The sequence below is a fragment of the Protaetiibacter larvae genome, from assembly GCF_008365275.1.
Taxonomy (GTDB): Bacteria; Actinomycetota; Actinomycetes; order Actinomycetales; family Microbacteriaceae; genus Homoserinibacter; species Homoserinibacter larvae.
Genome location: NZ_CP043504.1, coordinates 528,368 through 545,458 on the forward strand (window position 1 = coordinate 528,368; position 17,091 = coordinate 545,458).

12 protein-coding genes are annotated in these 17,091 nt (G+C 71.8%); 9 read left to right on the plus strand and 3 right to left on the minus strand.

The window, feature by feature from the left end; all coding sequences use genetic code 11:
- Positions 1–8: 8 nt before the first annotated feature.
- Positions 9–3,437 carry a bifunctional proline dehydrogenase/L-glutamate gamma-semialdehyde dehydrogenase gene (locus FLP23_RS02490; protein ID WP_149324411.1) on the minus strand — a complete coding sequence of 1,143 codons (3,429 nt, stop codon included), beginning with the start codon at positions 3,435–3,437 and terminating at the stop codon, positions 9–11.
- Between the two features lie 125 nt (positions 3,438–3,562).
- On the minus strand, positions 3,563–4,162 hold the full coding sequence (locus tag FLP23_RS02495) for an NADPH-dependent FMN reductase (protein ID WP_149324412.1): 600 nt from the start codon (positions 4,160–4,162) through the stop codon (positions 3,563–3,565).
- A gap of 94 nt (positions 4,163–4,256) precedes the next feature.
- On the opposite strand from FLP23_RS02495, the gene FLP23_RS02500 reads away from it, so the two are divergent.
- From FLP23_RS02500 to acs, 9 genes are all read left to right on the plus strand, one after another.
- Entirely contained in the window at positions 4,257–4,766 is a 510-nt protein-coding gene (locus tag FLP23_RS02500; protein ID WP_149324413.1) for a MarR family winged helix-turn-helix transcriptional regulator, read from the plus strand.
- A gap of 9 nt (positions 4,767–4,775) precedes the next feature.
- Positions 4,776–6,050 (plus strand): sensor histidine kinase, encoded by a 1,275-nt coding sequence (locus FLP23_RS02505; RefSeq protein WP_149324414.1) that lies wholly within the window; start codon positions 4,776–4,778, stop codon positions 6,048–6,050.
- On the plus strand, positions 6,047–6,697 hold the full coding sequence (locus FLP23_RS02510) for a response regulator (protein ID WP_149324415.1): 651 nt from the start codon (positions 6,047–6,049) through the stop codon (positions 6,695–6,697). The genes FLP23_RS02505 and FLP23_RS02510 overlap by 4 nt, the downstream gene beginning before the upstream one ends.
- A gap of 86 nt (positions 6,698–6,783) precedes the next feature.
- Positions 6,784–7,668: an ABC transporter ATP-binding protein gene (locus FLP23_RS02515; protein WP_149324416.1), complete on the plus strand. Its 885-nt coding sequence runs from the start codon at positions 6,784–6,786 to the stop codon at positions 7,666–7,668.
- Entirely contained in the window at positions 7,665–8,765 is a 1,101-nt protein-coding gene (locus FLP23_RS02520) for an ABC transporter permease (protein ID WP_149324417.1), read from the plus strand. The genes FLP23_RS02515 and FLP23_RS02520 overlap by 4 nt, the downstream gene beginning before the upstream one ends.
- 71 nt (positions 8,766–8,836) lie before the next feature.
- A complete protein-coding gene (locus FLP23_RS02525) occupies positions 8,837–9,901 on the plus strand; it encodes a threonine aldolase family protein (RefSeq protein ID WP_149324418.1) in 1,065 nt (354 codons plus the stop codon).
- Between the two features lie 21 nt (positions 9,902–9,922).
- Positions 9,923–11,623: a long-chain-fatty-acid--CoA ligase gene (locus FLP23_RS02530; protein WP_149324419.1), complete on the plus strand. Its 1,701-nt coding sequence runs from the start codon at positions 9,923–9,925 to the stop codon at positions 11,621–11,623.
- Between the two features lie 94 nt (positions 11,624–11,717).
- The gene (locus FLP23_RS02535) at positions 11,718–12,713 is read left to right on the plus strand and encodes an LLM class F420-dependent oxidoreductase (protein WP_149324420.1); all 996 of its coding nucleotides are present in this window, start codon (positions 11,718–11,720) and stop codon (positions 12,711–12,713) included.
- Positions 12,714–12,867: 154 nt separating this feature from the next.
- On the plus strand, positions 12,868–14,841 hold the full coding sequence (acs, locus tag FLP23_RS02540) for an acetate--CoA ligase (RefSeq protein ID WP_149324421.1): 1,974 nt from the start codon (positions 12,868–12,870) through the stop codon (positions 14,839–14,841).
- 49 nt (positions 14,842–14,890) lie between these two features.
- Here the strand turns inward: acs and FLP23_RS02545 are convergent, their stop codons facing one another.
- On the minus strand, positions 14,891–17,053 hold the full coding sequence (locus FLP23_RS02545; protein ID WP_149324422.1) for an ATP-dependent Clp protease ATP-binding subunit: 2,163 nt from the start codon (positions 17,051–17,053) through the stop codon (positions 14,891–14,893).
- Positions 17,054–17,091: the final 38 nt, after the last annotated feature.

Sequence of the window (17,091 nt, forward strand, 5' to 3'; positions counted from 1 at the left end):
GCACTCGATCAGCGAAGCGGCAGCCCCAGCAGGGCGCGGTCGGGGGTGCCGAAGCGGTGGGCGGTGATCGACACGGACTGCTCGCGCAGGAACGGCAGCAGCTCGATGCGGCCCGCCGCCGTGACCGGACCGCCGTAGATCGCCACATCCGGGGAGCCGCCGATCTCGGCCGCGAGCGCCCCGGGGTCGCCGCCGACGAGCCGGAGACGCGCGGGCAGCTCGCGCGCGGCACGCGCCGCGAACGCCGCGTCGTCCTCGACGAGGATCGACCAGCGCCACTCCTCCGCGAGCGTCGCGATCCGCAGCGGCACGGCCGAGCTGATCGCGACCCGCGCCCGTGCGAGCGCCGCCGCCGCGAGCACCCGCACGAGCTCCGGAAGCGAACCGCCCTCGGCCAACCGCACCGTCACCTCGGCCGGCCGATAGCGGAAGACGTTGCGTTCGACCCCCAGCTGCGACGCATCCCGAGGTTCGCCGAACTCGTCGGCCCAGGCATCCGCGTCCGAGTACGCGCCGCGGCGCACGGCGTCGAAACCGCCGTAGTCGAGGGCCGGCTGGAACGCCTCCACGAGCTCGCGCACCCGACGCTCGAGGCCGTCGAGGCGCAGCTCGCCGTCGGGCGCTGCGGGCACCGGGTGCCAGCTGCCCAGCACGAGCAGGGTGTTCGGCCCGCCCGCCTTCGCGCCCGGCCCGACGCTCGAGCGCTTCCAGCCGCCGAACGGCTGCCGCCGTACGATCGCGCCCGTGATGGGCCGGTTCACGTAGAGGTTGCCCGCCTGCACCGCATCCACCCAGTGCGCCACCTCGTCGGCGTCGAGCGAGTGGATGCCGGCGGTCAGCCCGTAGGCGACGGCGTTCTGGAGGGCGAGCGCCTCATCCAGGTCGGCGGCGCGCATGAGGCCCAGCACGGGGCCGAAGTACTCGGTGCGGTGGAAGTCGGAGCCGGCCACCACACCGTCGCGCACGCCCGGCGACCAGAGCCGGTCGCTCGCGTCGAGCTGGCGCGGCTTCACGAGCCACGACTCGCCTTCGTCCAGCTGGGTGAGGCCGCGCGCGAGCTTGCCGCGCAGCGGCTCGATGATCGGCCCCACGACGCTCGCGGGATCCTGCGGATAGCCGACCGCGAGGCTCGTCACGGCATCCGCGAGTTGCCGCCGGAATCGCTTCGAGTCGCCGACCGAGCCCACGAGGATGGCGAGGGACGCCGCCGAGCACTTCTGTCCCGCGTTGCCGAACGCGCTCGCCACGAGGTCCTTCACCGCGAGGTCGAGGTCGGCGCTCGGCGTCACGACGATCGCGTTCTTGCCGCTCGTCTCGGCGAGCAGCGGCAGCTCCGGCCGCCAGGAGCGGAACAGCGCGGCGGTCTCGTACGCGCCGGTCAGCACGACCCGTCCCAGCTCGGGAGCCGTCACGAGCCGCCGCCCGAGCTCGCCCTCGTCGACATCGACGAGCACGAGCAGCTCGCGCGGCACCCCGGCCTCCCACAGGGCCTCGGCGAGCACCGCGCCCGCCCGCCGCGCCTGCGGGGCGGGCTTCAGGATCACCGCGGACCCCGCCGCGAGCGCCGCGAGCACTCCGCCCGCCGGGATCGACACCGGGAAGTTCCACGGCGGCACGACGAGGGTGAGGCCCGCCGGCACGAAGGAGGCGTCCCGGATGCTGCCCAGCTCGCGAGCCCGCTCCGCGCAGTAGAGCGCGAAGTCGACCGCCTCGCTCACCTCCGCATCCGCCTCGGCGAGCGTCTTGCCCGTCTCGGAGGCCATCACCTCGACGAGTCGTCCGCGCGACACGGCGAGCACCTCCGCGCAGCGGTCGAGCAGCTCCGCGCGGGCGTGTGCGGGCACGCGCGCCCAGTGCGCGCCCGCCTCGGCGGCGGCGCGGACGAGCGCGTCGAGGCGCGCCGCGTCGTCGATGCGCGCCGCGGCGATCGTCGCGGATCCGAGTGTGCTGGTGGCCGACCGTTCGAGGATGCCGCGCGCCCACACCCGATTCGCCACGAGCGAGGGATCGGTGTCGGGTTCGTTGCGGAAGGCCTGCGGTGCGCGCGGCAGGGGCGGGCTCAGCCGGTTCTGGGTGCGGTTCGGCGGCGGCACCTCGTCGTCGACGCCCGCGAGCGAGGCCGCGAAGCGCTCCGCCTCGCGCGCGAACGCCTCCTCCGAGCCGCCCAGCTCGAACACCGCCGACATGAAGTTCTCCTCGCTCGCGTTCTCCTCCAGGCGGCGCACGAGGTAGCTGATGGCGGCGTCGAACTCGGCGGGGTGCACGACGGGCGTGTAGAGCAGCAGGCGCCGCACATCCGCGCGCACGGCCTGCGCGTGCGCGGATGCCATCCCGAGCAGCATCTCGACGTCGACGCGGTGCTCCACCCCGCGCCGGGTCGCGAGCAGCCAGGCGAAGGCGAGGTCGAAGAGGTTGTGCCCGGCCACCCCGATGCGCACGGCATCCGTCGCCTCCGGGGTGAGTGCGGCCACGAGCATCCGCTTGTAGTTGGTGTCGGTGGATCGCTTGCTCGGCCAGGTGGCGAGCGGCCAGCCGTGCATCGTCGCGTCGACCCGCTCCATCGCGAGGTTCGCGCCCTTGACGATGCGCACCTTGATGCCCGCGCCCCCGGACGCCACGCGCGCACGCGCCCACTCGGTGAGGCGCGCGAGGGCGGCCACGGCGTCCGGCAGGTAGGCCTGCAGCACGACACCCGCCTCGAGGCGCGCGAGCTCGGGACGCTCGAGCAGTCGCGTGAACACCGCGAGCGTCAGGTCGAGGTCGCGGTACTCCTCCATGTCGAGGTTGATGAATGCGGGCGTGCGGGCGGATGCCGCCTGCGCGTAGAGCGGGGCGAGACGCTCGATGACGCGGTCGACCGTCTCGTCGAATCCCCACAGCGACAGCTGGCTCGCGACCGACGAGACCTTGATCGAGACGTAGTCGACGTCGTCGCGGGCGAGCAGCTCCTGGGTGCCGGCGAGCCGGCGCCGGGCCTCCTTCTCGCCGAGCACCGCCTCGCCGAGCAGGTTCACGTTGAGGCGCGCCCCGCCGGCGCGCGCATGCGCGAGCGCCGCGGTCAGCCGTTTCGGCGTCGCGTCGATCACGAGGTGGGCCACCATCCGGCGCAGCACCCGGCGGGCGATCGGGATGACGATCCAGGGCAGCAGCACCCCGATGCCGCCGCCCAGGGCGACGAGCATCCGCAGGTACCACGGGAGGAAGCGGGGCACGCGGCGCGAGAGTCGCTCGAAGCCGCGCGCGGCCACGTGCAGGTCGTCGGGTCGCACGACGCGGTCCACGAAACCGAGGGCGAAGTCGAGGCCGTGCGGGTCTTTGAGGAGCGCGGCGAGCCGTGCGGCGCCCGCATCCGGTTTCACGTCCTCGGCCGCGGCGAGCCAACGCCGCACGAGCGCGTTCACCTCGTCGGGGCTCGGCAGATCGGGGGGCACCGCCATGTTCCGAGAATAGACAAGCGCCCCGCGGTCGTTTCCGCCGCGGGGCGCTCGTCTCGTGCGTGGTTGGTGCAGTTTCGGCCGGATGGCACCCGCGAAACCGCGCCATCCGGCCGAAACCGCGACACTCAGGCTGCGGCGGCGGCAGCCTCGAGCTTGCGTGCACGCACCTCGCGCAGCGCGCCGGCCCAGCTCTCGAGCTGCTCGACGAGGTTCTGCAGGCTCGAGAGGTGCTGCTCGCCCGGGGTGAAGGTGCGGAAGCCCTCGAAGTCGTGGATGAGCGAGAAGGCGAGCTGCTGACGCACGTCGGCGATCTGGATCTCGCCGAGGATCGGGCGCAGCATGTCGGCCGCGCGGCCGCCGTTGGCGGTGGCGCCGTAGCTCACGAGAGCCGCCGCCTTGTCGTTCCACTCGCGGTAGATGAAGGAGATCGCGTTGAGGAGTGTCGCCGCGGGGGCGTGGTTGTACTCGGGGGTCACGAAGATGAAGCCGTCGAAGGAGTCGATCTTCTCGGCCCACGCCACGGTGTGCGCGTTCGCGTAGCGGCCGGCGGATGCCGGGATGCCCTCGTCGAGGAACGGCAGGTTCACCTCGGCCAGGTCGACGATCTCGTACTGGGCGTCGCTGAGGCGCGAGGCGTGGGTCTGCACCCAGTTCGCGACCTGGTCGCCGACGCGACCGGGACGGGTGCTGCCGATGATGATGCCGATGCGGAGCGGGCTGCTCATGACGGGGGTTCCTCCTGGGAGTAGTTGACGTGTCATCGTAGCCCAACTAGTTGACAGATCAACCTATTCCCGAGGCGCACGGTATTCTCGTCGCATGTCGACCGTCTCCGAGGTGAGTCCCGAGGATTGGGCCGTCTGGAGTGACTACTACCGGGCGGGCCGCGAGCTCACGCGCGCCTTCGACAAACGGCTCCTCGACGACGCCGGCATCTCGCATCCCGAGTACCTCGTGATGCTGACGCTGTGGCAGGCGCCCGAGCACCACCTGCGCACCGGCGAACTCGCCGACGACCTCGCCTGGGAGAAGAGCCGCGTCTCGCACCAGGTCACGCGGATGGTCGCCCGCGGCCTGCTCGACCGGCGCGAATGCGCCACCGACGCGCGCGGCGTCTGGGTGGGCCTCACCGCCGAAGGCCGCCGCACCCTGCTGCGCGCCACCCGCGACCACACCACCGCCATCCGCGAATGGTTCTTCGACGTGCTGAGCGACGAGGAGAAGCACATCATCCAGCAGGCGTCGCAGCGGATGCGCGCGAAGCTCCTCACCGACGGCGTCGCGCCGCTCCCCCGCGAGAGGGAGGCGAGCGAGGCCGGCGCGGCCTAGGCTCGCCGCGTGAGCAGCCCCCACGAGCCATCCGGCGACCCCGCCGCGAGCACCTGGACACGGCCCGCGCCGACCCGGCGCGAACGGCTCATCGACCTCGCGACGGCCGCGGGACTCTTCGTCGCGGCCATCCTCAGCCAGCAGCTGTACCGCATCGCCGGCGTCTACGAGAAGCCCGCCGACGGCCTCCTCACGATCGCGCTGCTCGCCGTGATGACCCTGCCGCTCGCGCTGCGCCGGAGCCATCCGATCCCGACCGTGTTCGTGGTGGCCGCGGCGTTCACCGCGGGCGGCTTCCTGCAGGTGCCCGAGCTCCTCATCAACAACATCGCGCTGTTCGTGGCGCTGTACTCGGTGGGCGCCTGGGTGTCGCGCCGCGGGCTCGCCGGCGGCGTGCGCACCGTCGTCGTCATCGGGATGGGCGTCACGCTGCTGCTCGCGCTGTTCCAGTCCGCGACCGATCCCGACGCGCTCTCGGGCCTGTCGCGTGTCGGCGCCTTCTCGCCGCTCGTCGCCTACCTGCTCATCCAGGTGCTCATCAACCTGCTCTACTTCGCGGCGGCCTGGTGGTTCGGCGACCGCGCCTTCGCCGGGGCGCGCCAGCGCGCCGAGCTCGAGAGCCGCACCGCCGAGCTCGAGGCCGAACGCGGACGCACCGCCGAGCAGGCCGTCGCCCTCGACCGGGTGCGCATCGCCCGTGAACTGCACGACGCGGTCGCCCACCACGTGAGCGTCATCGGCATCCAGGCGGGCGCCGCGCGCACCGTGCTGCGCAGCGACCCGGATGCGGCATCCGCGGCCCTGCAGACGATCGAGACCACCACGCGCGAGACGATCCGCGAACTGCACGAGATGCTCACGACGCTGCGCGACCCCGAGGAGCTCGAGTCGGCGCGCGGGATCGACCGGCTCGACGAGCTCGTGACGGCATCCGCGGAGGCGGGCGTGCCGGCGAGCTTCCAGGTGATCGGGGAGCCGGTGGCGGTGCCCGCGATCGCGAGCGTCAACCTGTACCGCATCGCACAGGAGGCCCTCACCAACGTGCGCAAGCACGCCGGCCCCGACGCGACCGTCGACGTGCGCGTGCGGTACGGCACCGGGCACGTCGAGCTCGAGGTGGCGAACTCGGGCGGCGTGTCCGCGCGGCGGCTCCCCGGGGGTCTCGGCCAGCTGGGGATGCGCGAACGCGTCGCCGCCTCGGGCGGAACGCTCGAACTCGGGCCGCGCAGCCGGGGCGGCTACCTCGTGCGGGCGCGCATCCCGCTGCCGGAGCCCGCGGCGTGACGCGCGTGCTGCTGGTCGACGACCAGGCCCTCGTGCGCACCGGCTTCCGGGTGATCCTGGACGCCCAGCCCGACCTCGATGTGGTGGGCGAGGCGGGCGACGGGCTCGAGGCGATCGCGGCGGCCGCCGCACACGCTCCCGACGTGGTGTGCATGGACGTGCAGATGCCCGGTCTCGACGGCCTCGAGGCGACCCGCCGCCTCACGGCAGCGCCCGGGGCCCCCGCCGTGCTCGTGCTGACCACCTTCGACCGCGACGACTACCTGTTCCGCGCGCTCGAGGCGGGCGCATCCGGGTTCCTGCTGAAATCGGCGAGCCCCGAACAGCTCGTCGAGGCCGTGCGGGTGCTCGCCTCCGGCGACGCGCTGCTCTCCCCCGCCGTCACCCGGCGGGTCATCGCGCGGTTCGGTGCCGCCGCCCCGCCCGAGTCGCCATCCGAGGGCGCGCTGCCCGAGCTCACCGAGCGCGAATCGGAGGTGTTCGCCCTGCTCGCCGACGGCCTCTCGAACGCCGAGATCGCCTCCGCCCTCTACGTGGGCGAGGCGACCGTGAAGACCCACGTCTCCAACATCCTGCTGAAACTCGGCGTGCGCGACCGCGTGCAGGCCGTGGTGCACGCCTACCGTTCCGGCTTCGTGCACCCGTAGTCGGATCCGCCGCCCGGCGTCCGTCGCAGGGGGGAGGCGGATGCCGCGGGCGGTGCCTAGCGTGAGAGCGGAACGAAGGAGGCCCCGTGCTCGAGATCCGAGACGTGAGGAAGACCTACGGCACGCGACGCGTGCTCGACGACGTGAGCTTCGACGTGGTCCCCGGACGGATGACCGGCTTCGTCGGCGGCAACGGCGCCGGCAAGACCACCACGATGCGCATCATCCTGGGGGTGCTCGACGCCGACGGCGGCAGCGTGACCCTCGACGGGGAGCCGCTCGGGCCCACCGGCCGCCGCCGCTTCGGCTACATGCCCGAGGAGCGCGGCCTCTACCCGAAGATGAAGCTCGCCGAACAGCTCGTCTACCTCGCCCGGCTGCACGGGCTCACACCCGCCGACGCCGCCGCCAACACCGACGCCCTCCTCACCCGCCTCGGCCTCGCCGAGCGGGCCGGCGACCCCGTCGAGAAGCTCTCCCTCGGCAACCAGCAGCGCGCCCAGATCGCCGCCGCCCTCGTGCACGATCCCGAGGTGCTCATCCTCGACGAGCCGTTCTCGGGCCTCGACCCGATGGCCGTCGAGACCGTCTCCGAGGTGCTCGCCGACCGCGCCCGCGGGGGCGTGCCCGTGCTGTTCTCGAGCCACCAGCTCGATATCGTCGAGCGGCTCTGCGACGACCTCGTCATCATCGCCGACGGCCGCATCCGGGCCGCTGGACCCCGCGACCGCCTCCGCGAGGAGCATGCCACGCTCCGCTACCAGCTGCAGAGCTCCGCCGACGCCGGCTGGCTGCGCGACGAGGCCGGCATCACGGTCATCGAGGCCGACGGCGGGTTCGCCGTCTTCGACGCCGACGACCCGGATGCCGCGAGTCGCGTGCTGCGCGGGGCCCTCGCGCGCGGCGAGGTCACCGACTTCGCCCGGCAGCATCCCTCCCTCTCCCAGATCTTCAAGGAGGTCATCCGATGAGCACCGCACGTGCCGGCGTGGAGCCGCGCGCCTACTCCACCCCGCGCACCATCTGGCTCGTCGCCACCCGCGAGATCATGGTGCGGCTGCGCAGCGTCGCCTTCCTGGTGTCGACGGGCATCCTGCTGCTCCTGCTGCTCGGCTCCGTCGTGGTGGGGGCGCTGACCGCGATCAACGCGGAGCCGCCCAAGGTCGCGGTGGTCGCGGGGGTCGAGCTCCCGGCGGGAGCCGAGCTGACGGTGACCGATGTCGACACCCGCGCCGAGGCCGAGGCGCTCGTCACGGACGGCACCGTCGATGCCGCCGTGCTCCCCGACGACGGCCCGCTCGGCCTGAGCGTGCTCGCCGACGACACCCCGCCGCTCGGCGTCATCCAGGCGCTCAGCGTGGCCCCGCCCGTCGAGCTGCTCAACACGAGTCCCACGGGCGGCTTCGTCGGCTACCTCGTGGCGATCGGCTTCGGGCTCGTCTTCTTCATCTCGGCGATGACCTTCGGGCAGACGATCGCCCAGTCGGTCGTCGAGGAGAAGCAGACGCGAGTGATCGAGATCCTGCTCGCCACCATCCCGACCCGGGCGCTGCTGGCCGGCAAGATCCTCGGCACCACGATCCTGGCGCTCGGGCAGATCGCCCTGCTGCTCGCGGCATCCGTGATCGCCCTCACCGTGACCGGGCAGAGCGAGCTGCTGCTCGGACTCGGGCTGCCGTTCGTCTGGTTCGCGCTGTTCTTCGTGCTCGGCTTCATCGTGCTCGCGGCGCTCTTCGCGGCGACCGGCGCGATGGTCTCGCGCCAGGAGGACATCGGCTCGACGACCACGCCGGTCACGCTGCTCGTGATGATCCCCTACTTCGTGGTGGTGTTCTTCAACGACAACGACCTCGTGGTGACGATCATGTCGTACGTGCCGTTCTCGGCCCCGGTGGGGATGCCGCTGCGGCTGTTCCTCGGCACGGCGGCGTGGTGGGAGCCGCTCGTGTCGCTCGCGATCCTCGTGGCGACCGCGGTCGCGATCATCGCGCTCGGCGCCCGCATCTACGAGAACTCGCTGCTGCGGCTCGGCACCCGCGTGAAGCTCGCGGAGGCCCTCCGCGGGTGAGTGGTGCGGTTTCGGCCGGATGGCACCGCCGCGCGGCGCCCATCCGGCCGAAACCGCACCACAATGGAGGGGTGACCCTGCACGACACCTCCTTCCGCGGCTTCGCGAGCGACAACTACGCCGGCATCCATCCGGAGGTGCTGGATGCGATCGCCGCCGCGAACGGCGGGCACACGATCGCCTACGGCGAAGACCCCTACACGGCACGCCTCGGCGAGGTGGTCCGCGCGGAGTTCGGCGAGCAGGCCGAGGCGTTCCCGGTGTTCAACGGCACGGGGGCCAACGTGGTCTCGCTCACCGCGCTGCTGCCGCGCTGGGGCGCGGTGATCGCCACCACGACCGCGCACATCCACACCGATGAGGGCGGCGCCCCCGAGAAGGTCGCGGGCCTCAAGCTCTTCGTCGTGCCGACCCCCGACGGCAAGCTCACGCCCGAACTGCTCGCCACCGAGGCGTGGGGCATGGACGACGAGCACCGCGCAGCGCCGGCCGCGGTCTCGATCACGCAGACCACCGAGCTCGGCACCCTCTACACGCCCGACGAGGTGCGCGCCCTCGCCGAGGCCGCCCACGCCGCCGGGCTCACGGTGCACATGGACGGCGCCCGGATCTGGAACGCGGCCGCCGCGCTCGGTGTGCCGTTCCGCGCGTTCACGACGGATGCCGGGGTCGACATCCTGAGCTTCGGCGGCACCAAGATCGGCGCGCTCGGCGCGGAGGCGATCGTGGTGCTGAACCCGGCGCGGGTCTCCGACATCGTGCGGCTGCGGAAGACCTCGATGCAGCTCGCCAGCAAGCTGCGCTTCGTGAGCGCCCAACTGCTGGCCCTGTTCGAGAGCGGCGTCGGGCTGCGCGCCGCGGCGCACGCCAACGCGATGGCCGCCCGACTGCGCACGGCGCTCGAGGCGGGGATCGCCGACGGCTCCCTCCCGACGCTCGCCTTCAGCCAGGCCACCCAGGCGAACGCGGTGTTCGCCGTCCTGCCGAACGACGCCGCCGACCGCATCCGTGAGCGGGTGCGCTTCTACGACTGGGATCGCGCGGCCGGGCAGGTGCGCTGGATGACGGCGTTCGACACGACGGAGGCCGACGTCGACGCCTTCGTGGCGGCGATCCGCGAGGAGCTCAATCGCTAGCTCGCGGCGTAGGCTTCCCCCGTGACGAGGTCGCCCGCTGACAAGCCCTGGCTCGACTCCTACGCCGACGGCGTGCCCCGCGAACTCGACGTTCCGCCCGGGTCGCTCTCCGACCTGATCGTGGAGTCGGTCGCCACCTACCCCGAGCATGTGGCGCTCGAGTTCTTCGGGCGCGAGACGAGCTACGCGGCCCTCGGATCGCAGATCGAGCACGCCGCCGAAGGGCTGCGCCGGCTCGGCGTGAAGCCCGGCGACCGGGTCGCGCTCGTGCTGCCGAACTGCCCGCAGCATGTGGTCGCGTTCTACGCGGTGCTGCGGGTCGGCGGCATCGTCGTCGAGCACAACCCGCTCTACACCCCGCGCGAGCTGCGCCACCAGTTCGAGGACCACCGCGCACGCGTCGCCATCGCCTGGGACAAGACGGTGCCGACCCTGCAGGACTTCCCGAGCGACCTCGCGCTCGACGCCATCGTCTCCGTCGACATGACCCGCGCGTTCCCCTGGCGGATGCGCGCCCTGCTCACCCTGCCGATCGAGAAGGCGCGCGAGAGCAAGGCCGAGCTCACCCTCGCCGTGACGGGCACCACCCCGTGGGAGAAGCTGCTCGAAGGCCCGGCGATCCCGGCATCCGTGCCCGGCCCCGCCGCCGAGGACGTCGCCCTCATCCAGTACACGAGCGGCACCACCGGCAACCCGAAAGGCGCGACGCTCAGCCACCGCAACCTTGTGGCGAACGCCGCCCAGGCGCGCGCCTGGGTGCCCGCGATCCCCCGCGGCGCGGCATCCGTGCACGCCGTGCTCCCGCTCTTCCACGCCTACGGGCTGACCCTGTGCCTCACCTTCGCGATGAGCATGGGGGCGCGGCTCGTGCTCTTCCCGAAGCCCGATCCCGAGCTCGTGCTGCCCGTGTTCAAGAAGCGTCCGCCGACCTTCCTGCCCGCGGTGCCCCCGCTCTACGACCGGCTGCGGAAGGCCGCCGAGGAGAAGGGCGTCTCGCTCAAGGGCATCGAGATCGCCATCTCGGGCGCGATGCCGCTGTCGAAGGCGGTCGTGGAGCCGTGGGAGGCGCTCACCGGCGGCTACCTCGTGGAGGGCTACGGGCTGTCGGAGTGCTCCCCCGTGCTCATGGCGAACCCGGTGGCGCCGAACCGTCGCGCCGGCACGGTGGGGCTTCCGCTGCCGGGCACCGAGCTGCGCGTCGTGGATCCCGATGAGCCGACGCAGGATGTCGAGCCGGGTGAGCCCGGCGAGCTCGTCGTGAAGGGGCCGCAGGTGTTCTCGGGCTACTGGAACAAGCCGGAGGCGACCGCCGAGGTGTTCACCGACGGCTGGTTCCGCACCGGCGACATCGTGCGGGTCGACGACGACGGCTTCGTGGCGATCACCGACCGCATCAAGGAGCTCGTCATCACGGGCGGGTTCAACGTGTCGCCCTCGGAGGTGGAGGACCTGCTGCGGGCCTACGACGGCATCGCCGACATCGCGATCGTCGGCATCCCGGATGCACGGGACGGCGAGCACGTGGTGGCCGCGGTCGTGCCCGAGCCGGGCGCGACCATCGACACCGCCGCCCTGCGCGCCTGGGCGAAGCAGCAGCTGGCCGCCTACAAGGTGCCGCGCCGCATCCACCTCGTCGAGGAGCTGCCGAAGTCGATGATCGGCAAGGTGCTGCGGCGCAAGGTGCGCGACCAGCTCATCGAACTCGAGAAGGCGGGCGCCTGATGCGCCCTCCTCTCCCCGAAAGTACGTACTTCTGGGGGGAAATGGGGCGTTTCGGGCGCAGAAGTACGTACTTTCGCGGAGAAGGAGGAGGCGCATGAGGTTCGGGATGTTTGTGCCGCAGGGCTGGCGGCACGACCTGGTGGGCATCGACCCGGCCGCGCAATGGGCGACGATGAGCGCGCTCGCGCAGGCCGCGGATGCCGGACCGTGGGAGTCGCTGTGGGTCTACGACCACTTCCACACGGTGCCGGTGCCGAGCGACGAGGCCACTCACGAGGCATGGACGCTCATGTCGGCGTTCGCGGCGACCACCTCGCGCATCCGCCTCGGCCAGATGTGCACGTGCATGAGCTACCGGAATCCGGCCTACCTCGCGAAGGTCGCGGCCACCGTCGATCTCATCTCGGGCGGCCGGGTGGAGATGGGCATCGGGGCCGGCTGGTACGAGCACGAGTGGCGCGCCTACGGCTACGGCTTCCCGCGCGCGGGCGTGCGACTCGGGATGCTGCGGGAGGGCGTCGAGATCATGCACCAGGCGTGGACGACCGGCGAAGCCACCCTCGACGGCGAGCACTACCAGGTCTCGGGGGCGCGGGTGCGGCCGCTGCCGCTGCAGGAGGGCGGCATCCCGCTGTGGATCGCGGGCGGCGGCGAGAAGGTGACGCTCAAGATCGCGGCGCAGTACGCGCGGTACACGAACTTCTCGGCCAACGACCTCGACGAGTTCGTGCACAAGAGCGCGCTGCTGCGGGAGCACTGCGCCGAGCTGGGAACCGACTTCTCGGCGATCACCCGGTCGGGCAACTTTAACACGGTGGTGGCGCCGACCGAGGCCGAGGTGCGCAGCCGCATCGACACGATCGAGTCGCGGGTCGAGCCGTACCTCGGGGAGCAGGGGGCCGCCGCTTTCGTGCGCGAGTACCGTGACGGCTCGGCCGCCTGCGTCGGCACCCCCGAGCAGGTGATCGAGCGCCTGCAGGCTCGCCGCGACGCGGGCCTTGGCTATGCGATCCACTACTTCCCCGAGGCCGCCTACGACCGCTCGGGAATCGACCTCTTTGAGCGCGAGGTCATCCCCGCTCTCCTCTAGCCTCGATTGTTCATGGCGCAGCTGGAGCCGTGACCCGGCGGCGGGGGAAACGCCTCCCGCCGCGAGGTCGTAGCTCCAGCCGCGCCATGTTCCGTGTGACGCGGGGTTGCGGGTGGATTCGGGGGTGCGGCGTGAGGACACGTAGCGTCGGGGGGTGACGCGCGACGCCCCCATCCATGAGCTGCTGGTCGAGACGCGGCGGTTCGCGCCGCCGGCGGAGCTCGCGGCGAGCTCGAACGTGACGCCGGATGCGTGTGAGCGGGCCGCCGCCGACCCCGTCGCGTTCTGGGCGGATGCCGCCCGCCGGCTGCAGTGGGAGACGCCGTTCACCCGCGCCCTCGACTGGACCCCGGCGCTCGCGGGCGACGGCACCCTGCAGCCCCCGTCAGCCTCGTGGTTCGCCGACGGCAGGCTCAACGTGGCCGTCAACTGCGTCGACCGGCACGTGGATGCCGGCCTCGGCGACAAGGTCGCCTACCACTGGGAGGGTGAGCCGGGCGACGCCCGCACCCTCACCTTCGCCGAGCTGCAGCGGGAGGTCGCGAAAGCGGCGAACGCGCTCACCGAGCTCGGCATCCGCACGGGCGACCGCGTGGTCGTCTACCTTCCGGTGCTGCTCGAGACCGTCATCGTGACGCTCGCGGTGGCCCGGCTCGGCGCCATCCACTCGCTCGTCTTCGGCGGCTTCTCGGCCGAGGCGCTGCGCTTCCGGGTGGCCGACACCGGCGCGAAGCTGCTCGTGACGAGCGACGGCCAGTTCCGCCGTGGCAAGGCGGTGCCGGTGAAGGACAACGCGGACGCCGCGGTCGCCGGCCTCGACCACGTCGAGCACGTGCTCGTCGTGCGTCGCACGGGCGACGAGATCGCGTGGACCGAGGGCCGCGACGTCTGGTGGCATGAGCTCGTCGACCGCCAGCGCGACAGCCACGATGCCGAGGCGTTCCCCGCCGAGACGCCGCTGTTCATCATCTACACCTCCGGCACCACCGGAAAGCCGAAGGGCCTCGTGCACACGAGCGGCGGCTACCTCACCCAGGCGTCCTGGACGCACTGGGCCGCCTTCGACGCGAAGCCCGACGACGTCCACTGGTGCACCGCCGACCTCGCCTGGGTCACGGCGCACAGCTACGAGCTCTACGGCCCGCTCAGCAATGCCACCACGCAGGTGATCTACGAGGGCACCCCCGACACCCCCACCCGCACGCGGCATTTCGAGATCATCGAGAAGCACGGCGTGACCGTGTACTACACGGCGCCCACGCTCGTGCGCACCCTCATGACCTGGTTCCCGGATGGCGTCCCCGCCGCATTCGATCTGTCGAGCATCCGGCTGCTCGGCTCGGTCGGCGAGGCGATCAACCCGGAGGCGTGGATCTGGTTCCGCGACAACATCGGGGCGGGCACCGCGCCGATCGTGGACACCTGGTGGCAGTCCGAGACGGGCGCGGCCGTGATGGCGCCCATCCCGGGGCTCACGACCCTCAAGCCGGGCTCCGCCACGCGCGCCCTGCCGGGGCTGCGCACGCTCGTCGTCGACGACGCGGGCGAGGAGGTGCCGCCGGGCGCGGGCGGGTACCTCGTGATCCCCGAGGTCTGGCCGTCGCTCGCGCGCACCGTGTGGGGCGACCCGCAGCGCTACCTCGACGCCTATTGGCGCCGCTTCGCCGACCGCGGCTACTTCTTCTCGGGCGACGGCGCCAAGGTGGATACCGACGGCGACGTCTGGCTGCTGGGGCGCGTGGACGACGTCATCAACGTGTCGGGCCACCGGCTGTCGACGATCGAGATCGAGTCGGCGCTCGTCGCGCATCCGCTCGTCGGCGAGGCGGGCGTGACGGGGGCGGACGACGCGGTCACGGGCGAGGCGATCGTCGCGTTCGTGATCCCCTCGCGCGAGGTGGGCCCGGACGCCGTGGCCGAGCTGCGCGCGCACGTCGCCACCGCGATCGGGCCGATCGCGCGGCCGCGCGAGATCCACCTCGTGCCGGAGCTGCCGAAGACCCGCTCCGGCAAGATCATGCGCCGCCTGCTGCGCGACATCGTCGACGGGCGTCCGCTCGGCGACACCACGAGCCTGCAGAACCCCGACGGGCCGGCCCTGCTCGTGGAGCTCGTGCGGGGCCGCTGACCGACCCGGTGATACCGAGACCAACGCCGTGCTCCGCGGAGCGGCCGGACTAGACGGACGCGGCCTCGAAGCGGGAGACCGCGAGCCCGTCGCCGGTGCGGTCGAGGTCGACACGCACGGTGTCGCCGTCGCGGATGTCGCCCGCGAGCAGCGCCTTCGCGAGGGTGTCGTCGATCTCGTGCTGCATGAGCCTCCGCAGAGGGCGCGCGCCGTAGATGGGGTCGTAGCCGCGTTCGGCGAGCCAGGCCCGCGCATCCGGGGTGACCGCGAGCTGGAGGCGGCGCTCCGACAGCCGGCGCTCGAGGCGGTCCACGTAGAGCGACACGATCTGGCCGAGGTCGGCCTCCGAGAGCGGCGCGAACACGACGATGTCGTCGAGGCGGTTCACGAACTCGGGCTTGAAGGCCTGCCGCACCAGCTCGTGCACGGCATCCTGCTTCTTCTCCCACGAGAGCTCACGGTCGACCAGCACCTGGCTGCCGAGGTTGGAGGTGAGGATCAGGATGGTGTTGCGGAAGTCGACCGTGCGGCCCTGGCCGTCGGTGAGCCGGCCGTCGTCGAGCACCTGCAGCAGCACGTCGAACACCTCGGGGTGCGCCTTCTCGACCTCGTCGAGCAGGATCACCGAGTAGGGGCGCCGCCGCACGGCCTCCGTCAGCTGCCCGCCCTGCTCGTAGCCGATGTAGCCGGGAGGGGCTCCGACGAGACGCGACACCGAGAACTTCTCGCCGTACTCCGACATGTCGATGCGCACGAGCGCCTTCTCGTCGTCGAAGAGGTAGGCGGCGAGCGCCTTCGCGAGCTCGGTCTTGCCGACGCCGGTCGGCCCGAGGAAGAGGAAGGATCCGGTGGGCCGGTCGGGGTCGGAGATGCCGGCCCGCGTGCGTCGCACCGCTTCGGAGACGGCGCGCACGGCGTCCCGCTGGCCGATGAGGCGCTTCGCGAGCTCGTTCTCGAGGCCGAGCAGCTTCTCGGTCTCGCCCTGCCGCAGCTTGTCGACGGGGATGCCGGTCCAGGCGGCGACGACGGCCGCGATGTCTTCGTCGGTGACCTGGTCGTTGACCATGCGGGGGCCCTGCTGTTCGATGGCTTCGGCCTGCAGCAGCTGGGTCTCGATGGCGGGGATGGTCTCGTAGTTGAGCTTGGAGGCGTCCTGGTAGCGCTGTTCGCGCATGGCCCGGTCGAGTTCGATGCGGGCGTCGTTGAGCCGGGATTTGAGGTCGCCGACGGAGTGCAGCGAGCTCTTCTCGGCCTGCCACCGGGTCTGCAGGGCGTCGAGCTGCTTCTCCCTGACCGACATGTCGGCGCGCAGCTTCTCGAGGCGCTCCTTGGAGGCGGCGTCCTTCTCCTTCTTGAGCGCGAGCTCTTCGATCTTGAGGCGGTCGACGGCGCGCTTGAGCTCGTCGATCTCGACGGGCGAGGAGTCGATCTCCATCTTGAGCCGGGATGCCGCCTCGTCGATGAGGTCGATGGCCTTGTCGGGCAGCTGGCGGGCGGTGATGTAGCGGTTGGAGAGGGAGGCGGCGGCCACGAGCGCCGAGTCGGCGATGGCGACCTTGTGGTGCGCCTCGTAGCGCTCCTTGAGGCCGCGGAGGATGGCGACGGTGTCTTCGACGCTCGGCTCGCCCACGTACACCTGCTGGAAGCGGCGCTCGAGCGCGGCGTCTTTCTCGATGTACTCGCGGTACTCGTTGAGGGTGGTGGCGCCGATGAGGCGCAGCTCGCCGCGCGCGAGCATGGGCTTGAGCATGTTGGCGGCCGCGACGGAGCCTTCGCCGCCGCCCGCACCCATGAGGGTGTGCAGTTCGTCGATGAAGGTGATGACCTGCCCGTCGGAGTCGTTGATCTCCTTGAGCACGGCCTTCAGGCGTTCTTCGAACTCGCCGCGGTACTTGGCGCCGGCGACGAGGGCGGCGAGGTCGAGCGAGACGAGCTGCTTGCCTTTGAGGGAGTCGGCGACGTCGCCCGCGACGATGCGCTGGGCGAGGCCTTCGACGACGGCGGTCTTGCCGACGCCGGGCTCGCCGATGAGCACGGGGTTGTTCTTGGTGCGGCGGGTCAGCACCTGGCTGATGCGCCGGATCTCGGAGTCGCGCCCGATGACCGGGTCGAGCTTGCCGCTCTTGGCGATCTCGGTGAGGTTGATGCCGTATTGCTCGAGGGCGCTCTTCGGCTCCTCCTGGCTGGAGGGTGCGCCCTGCATGTTCGCCATGGTGCTCCGTCAGAGAGTTGAGTGTCGGTGACTCAAGT

Coding starts and splice junctions, on each gene's coding strand:
- FLP23_RS02520 (WP_149324417.1), top strand. CDS start 7,665: ATGAGCACCGCACGTGCCGGCGTGGAGCCGCGCGCCTACTCCACCCCG.
- FLP23_RS02495 (WP_149324412.1), bottom strand. CDS start 4,162: ATGAGCAGCCCGCTCCGCATCGGCATCATCATCGGCAGCACCCGTCCC.
- FLP23_RS02490 (WP_149324411.1), bottom strand. CDS start 3,437: ATGGCGGTGCCCCCCGATCTGCCGAGCCCCGACGAGGTGAACGCGCTC.
- FLP23_RS02545 (WP_149324422.1), bottom strand. CDS start 17,053: ATGGCGAACATGCAGGGCGCACCCTCCAGCCAGGAGGAGCCGAAGAGC.
- FLP23_RS02535 (WP_149324420.1), top strand. CDS start 11,718: ATGAGGTTCGGGATGTTTGTGCCGCAGGGCTGGCGGCACGACCTGGTG.
- FLP23_RS02500 (WP_149324413.1), top strand. CDS start 4,257: ATGTCGACCGTCTCCGAGGTGAGTCCCGAGGATTGGGCCGTCTGGAGT.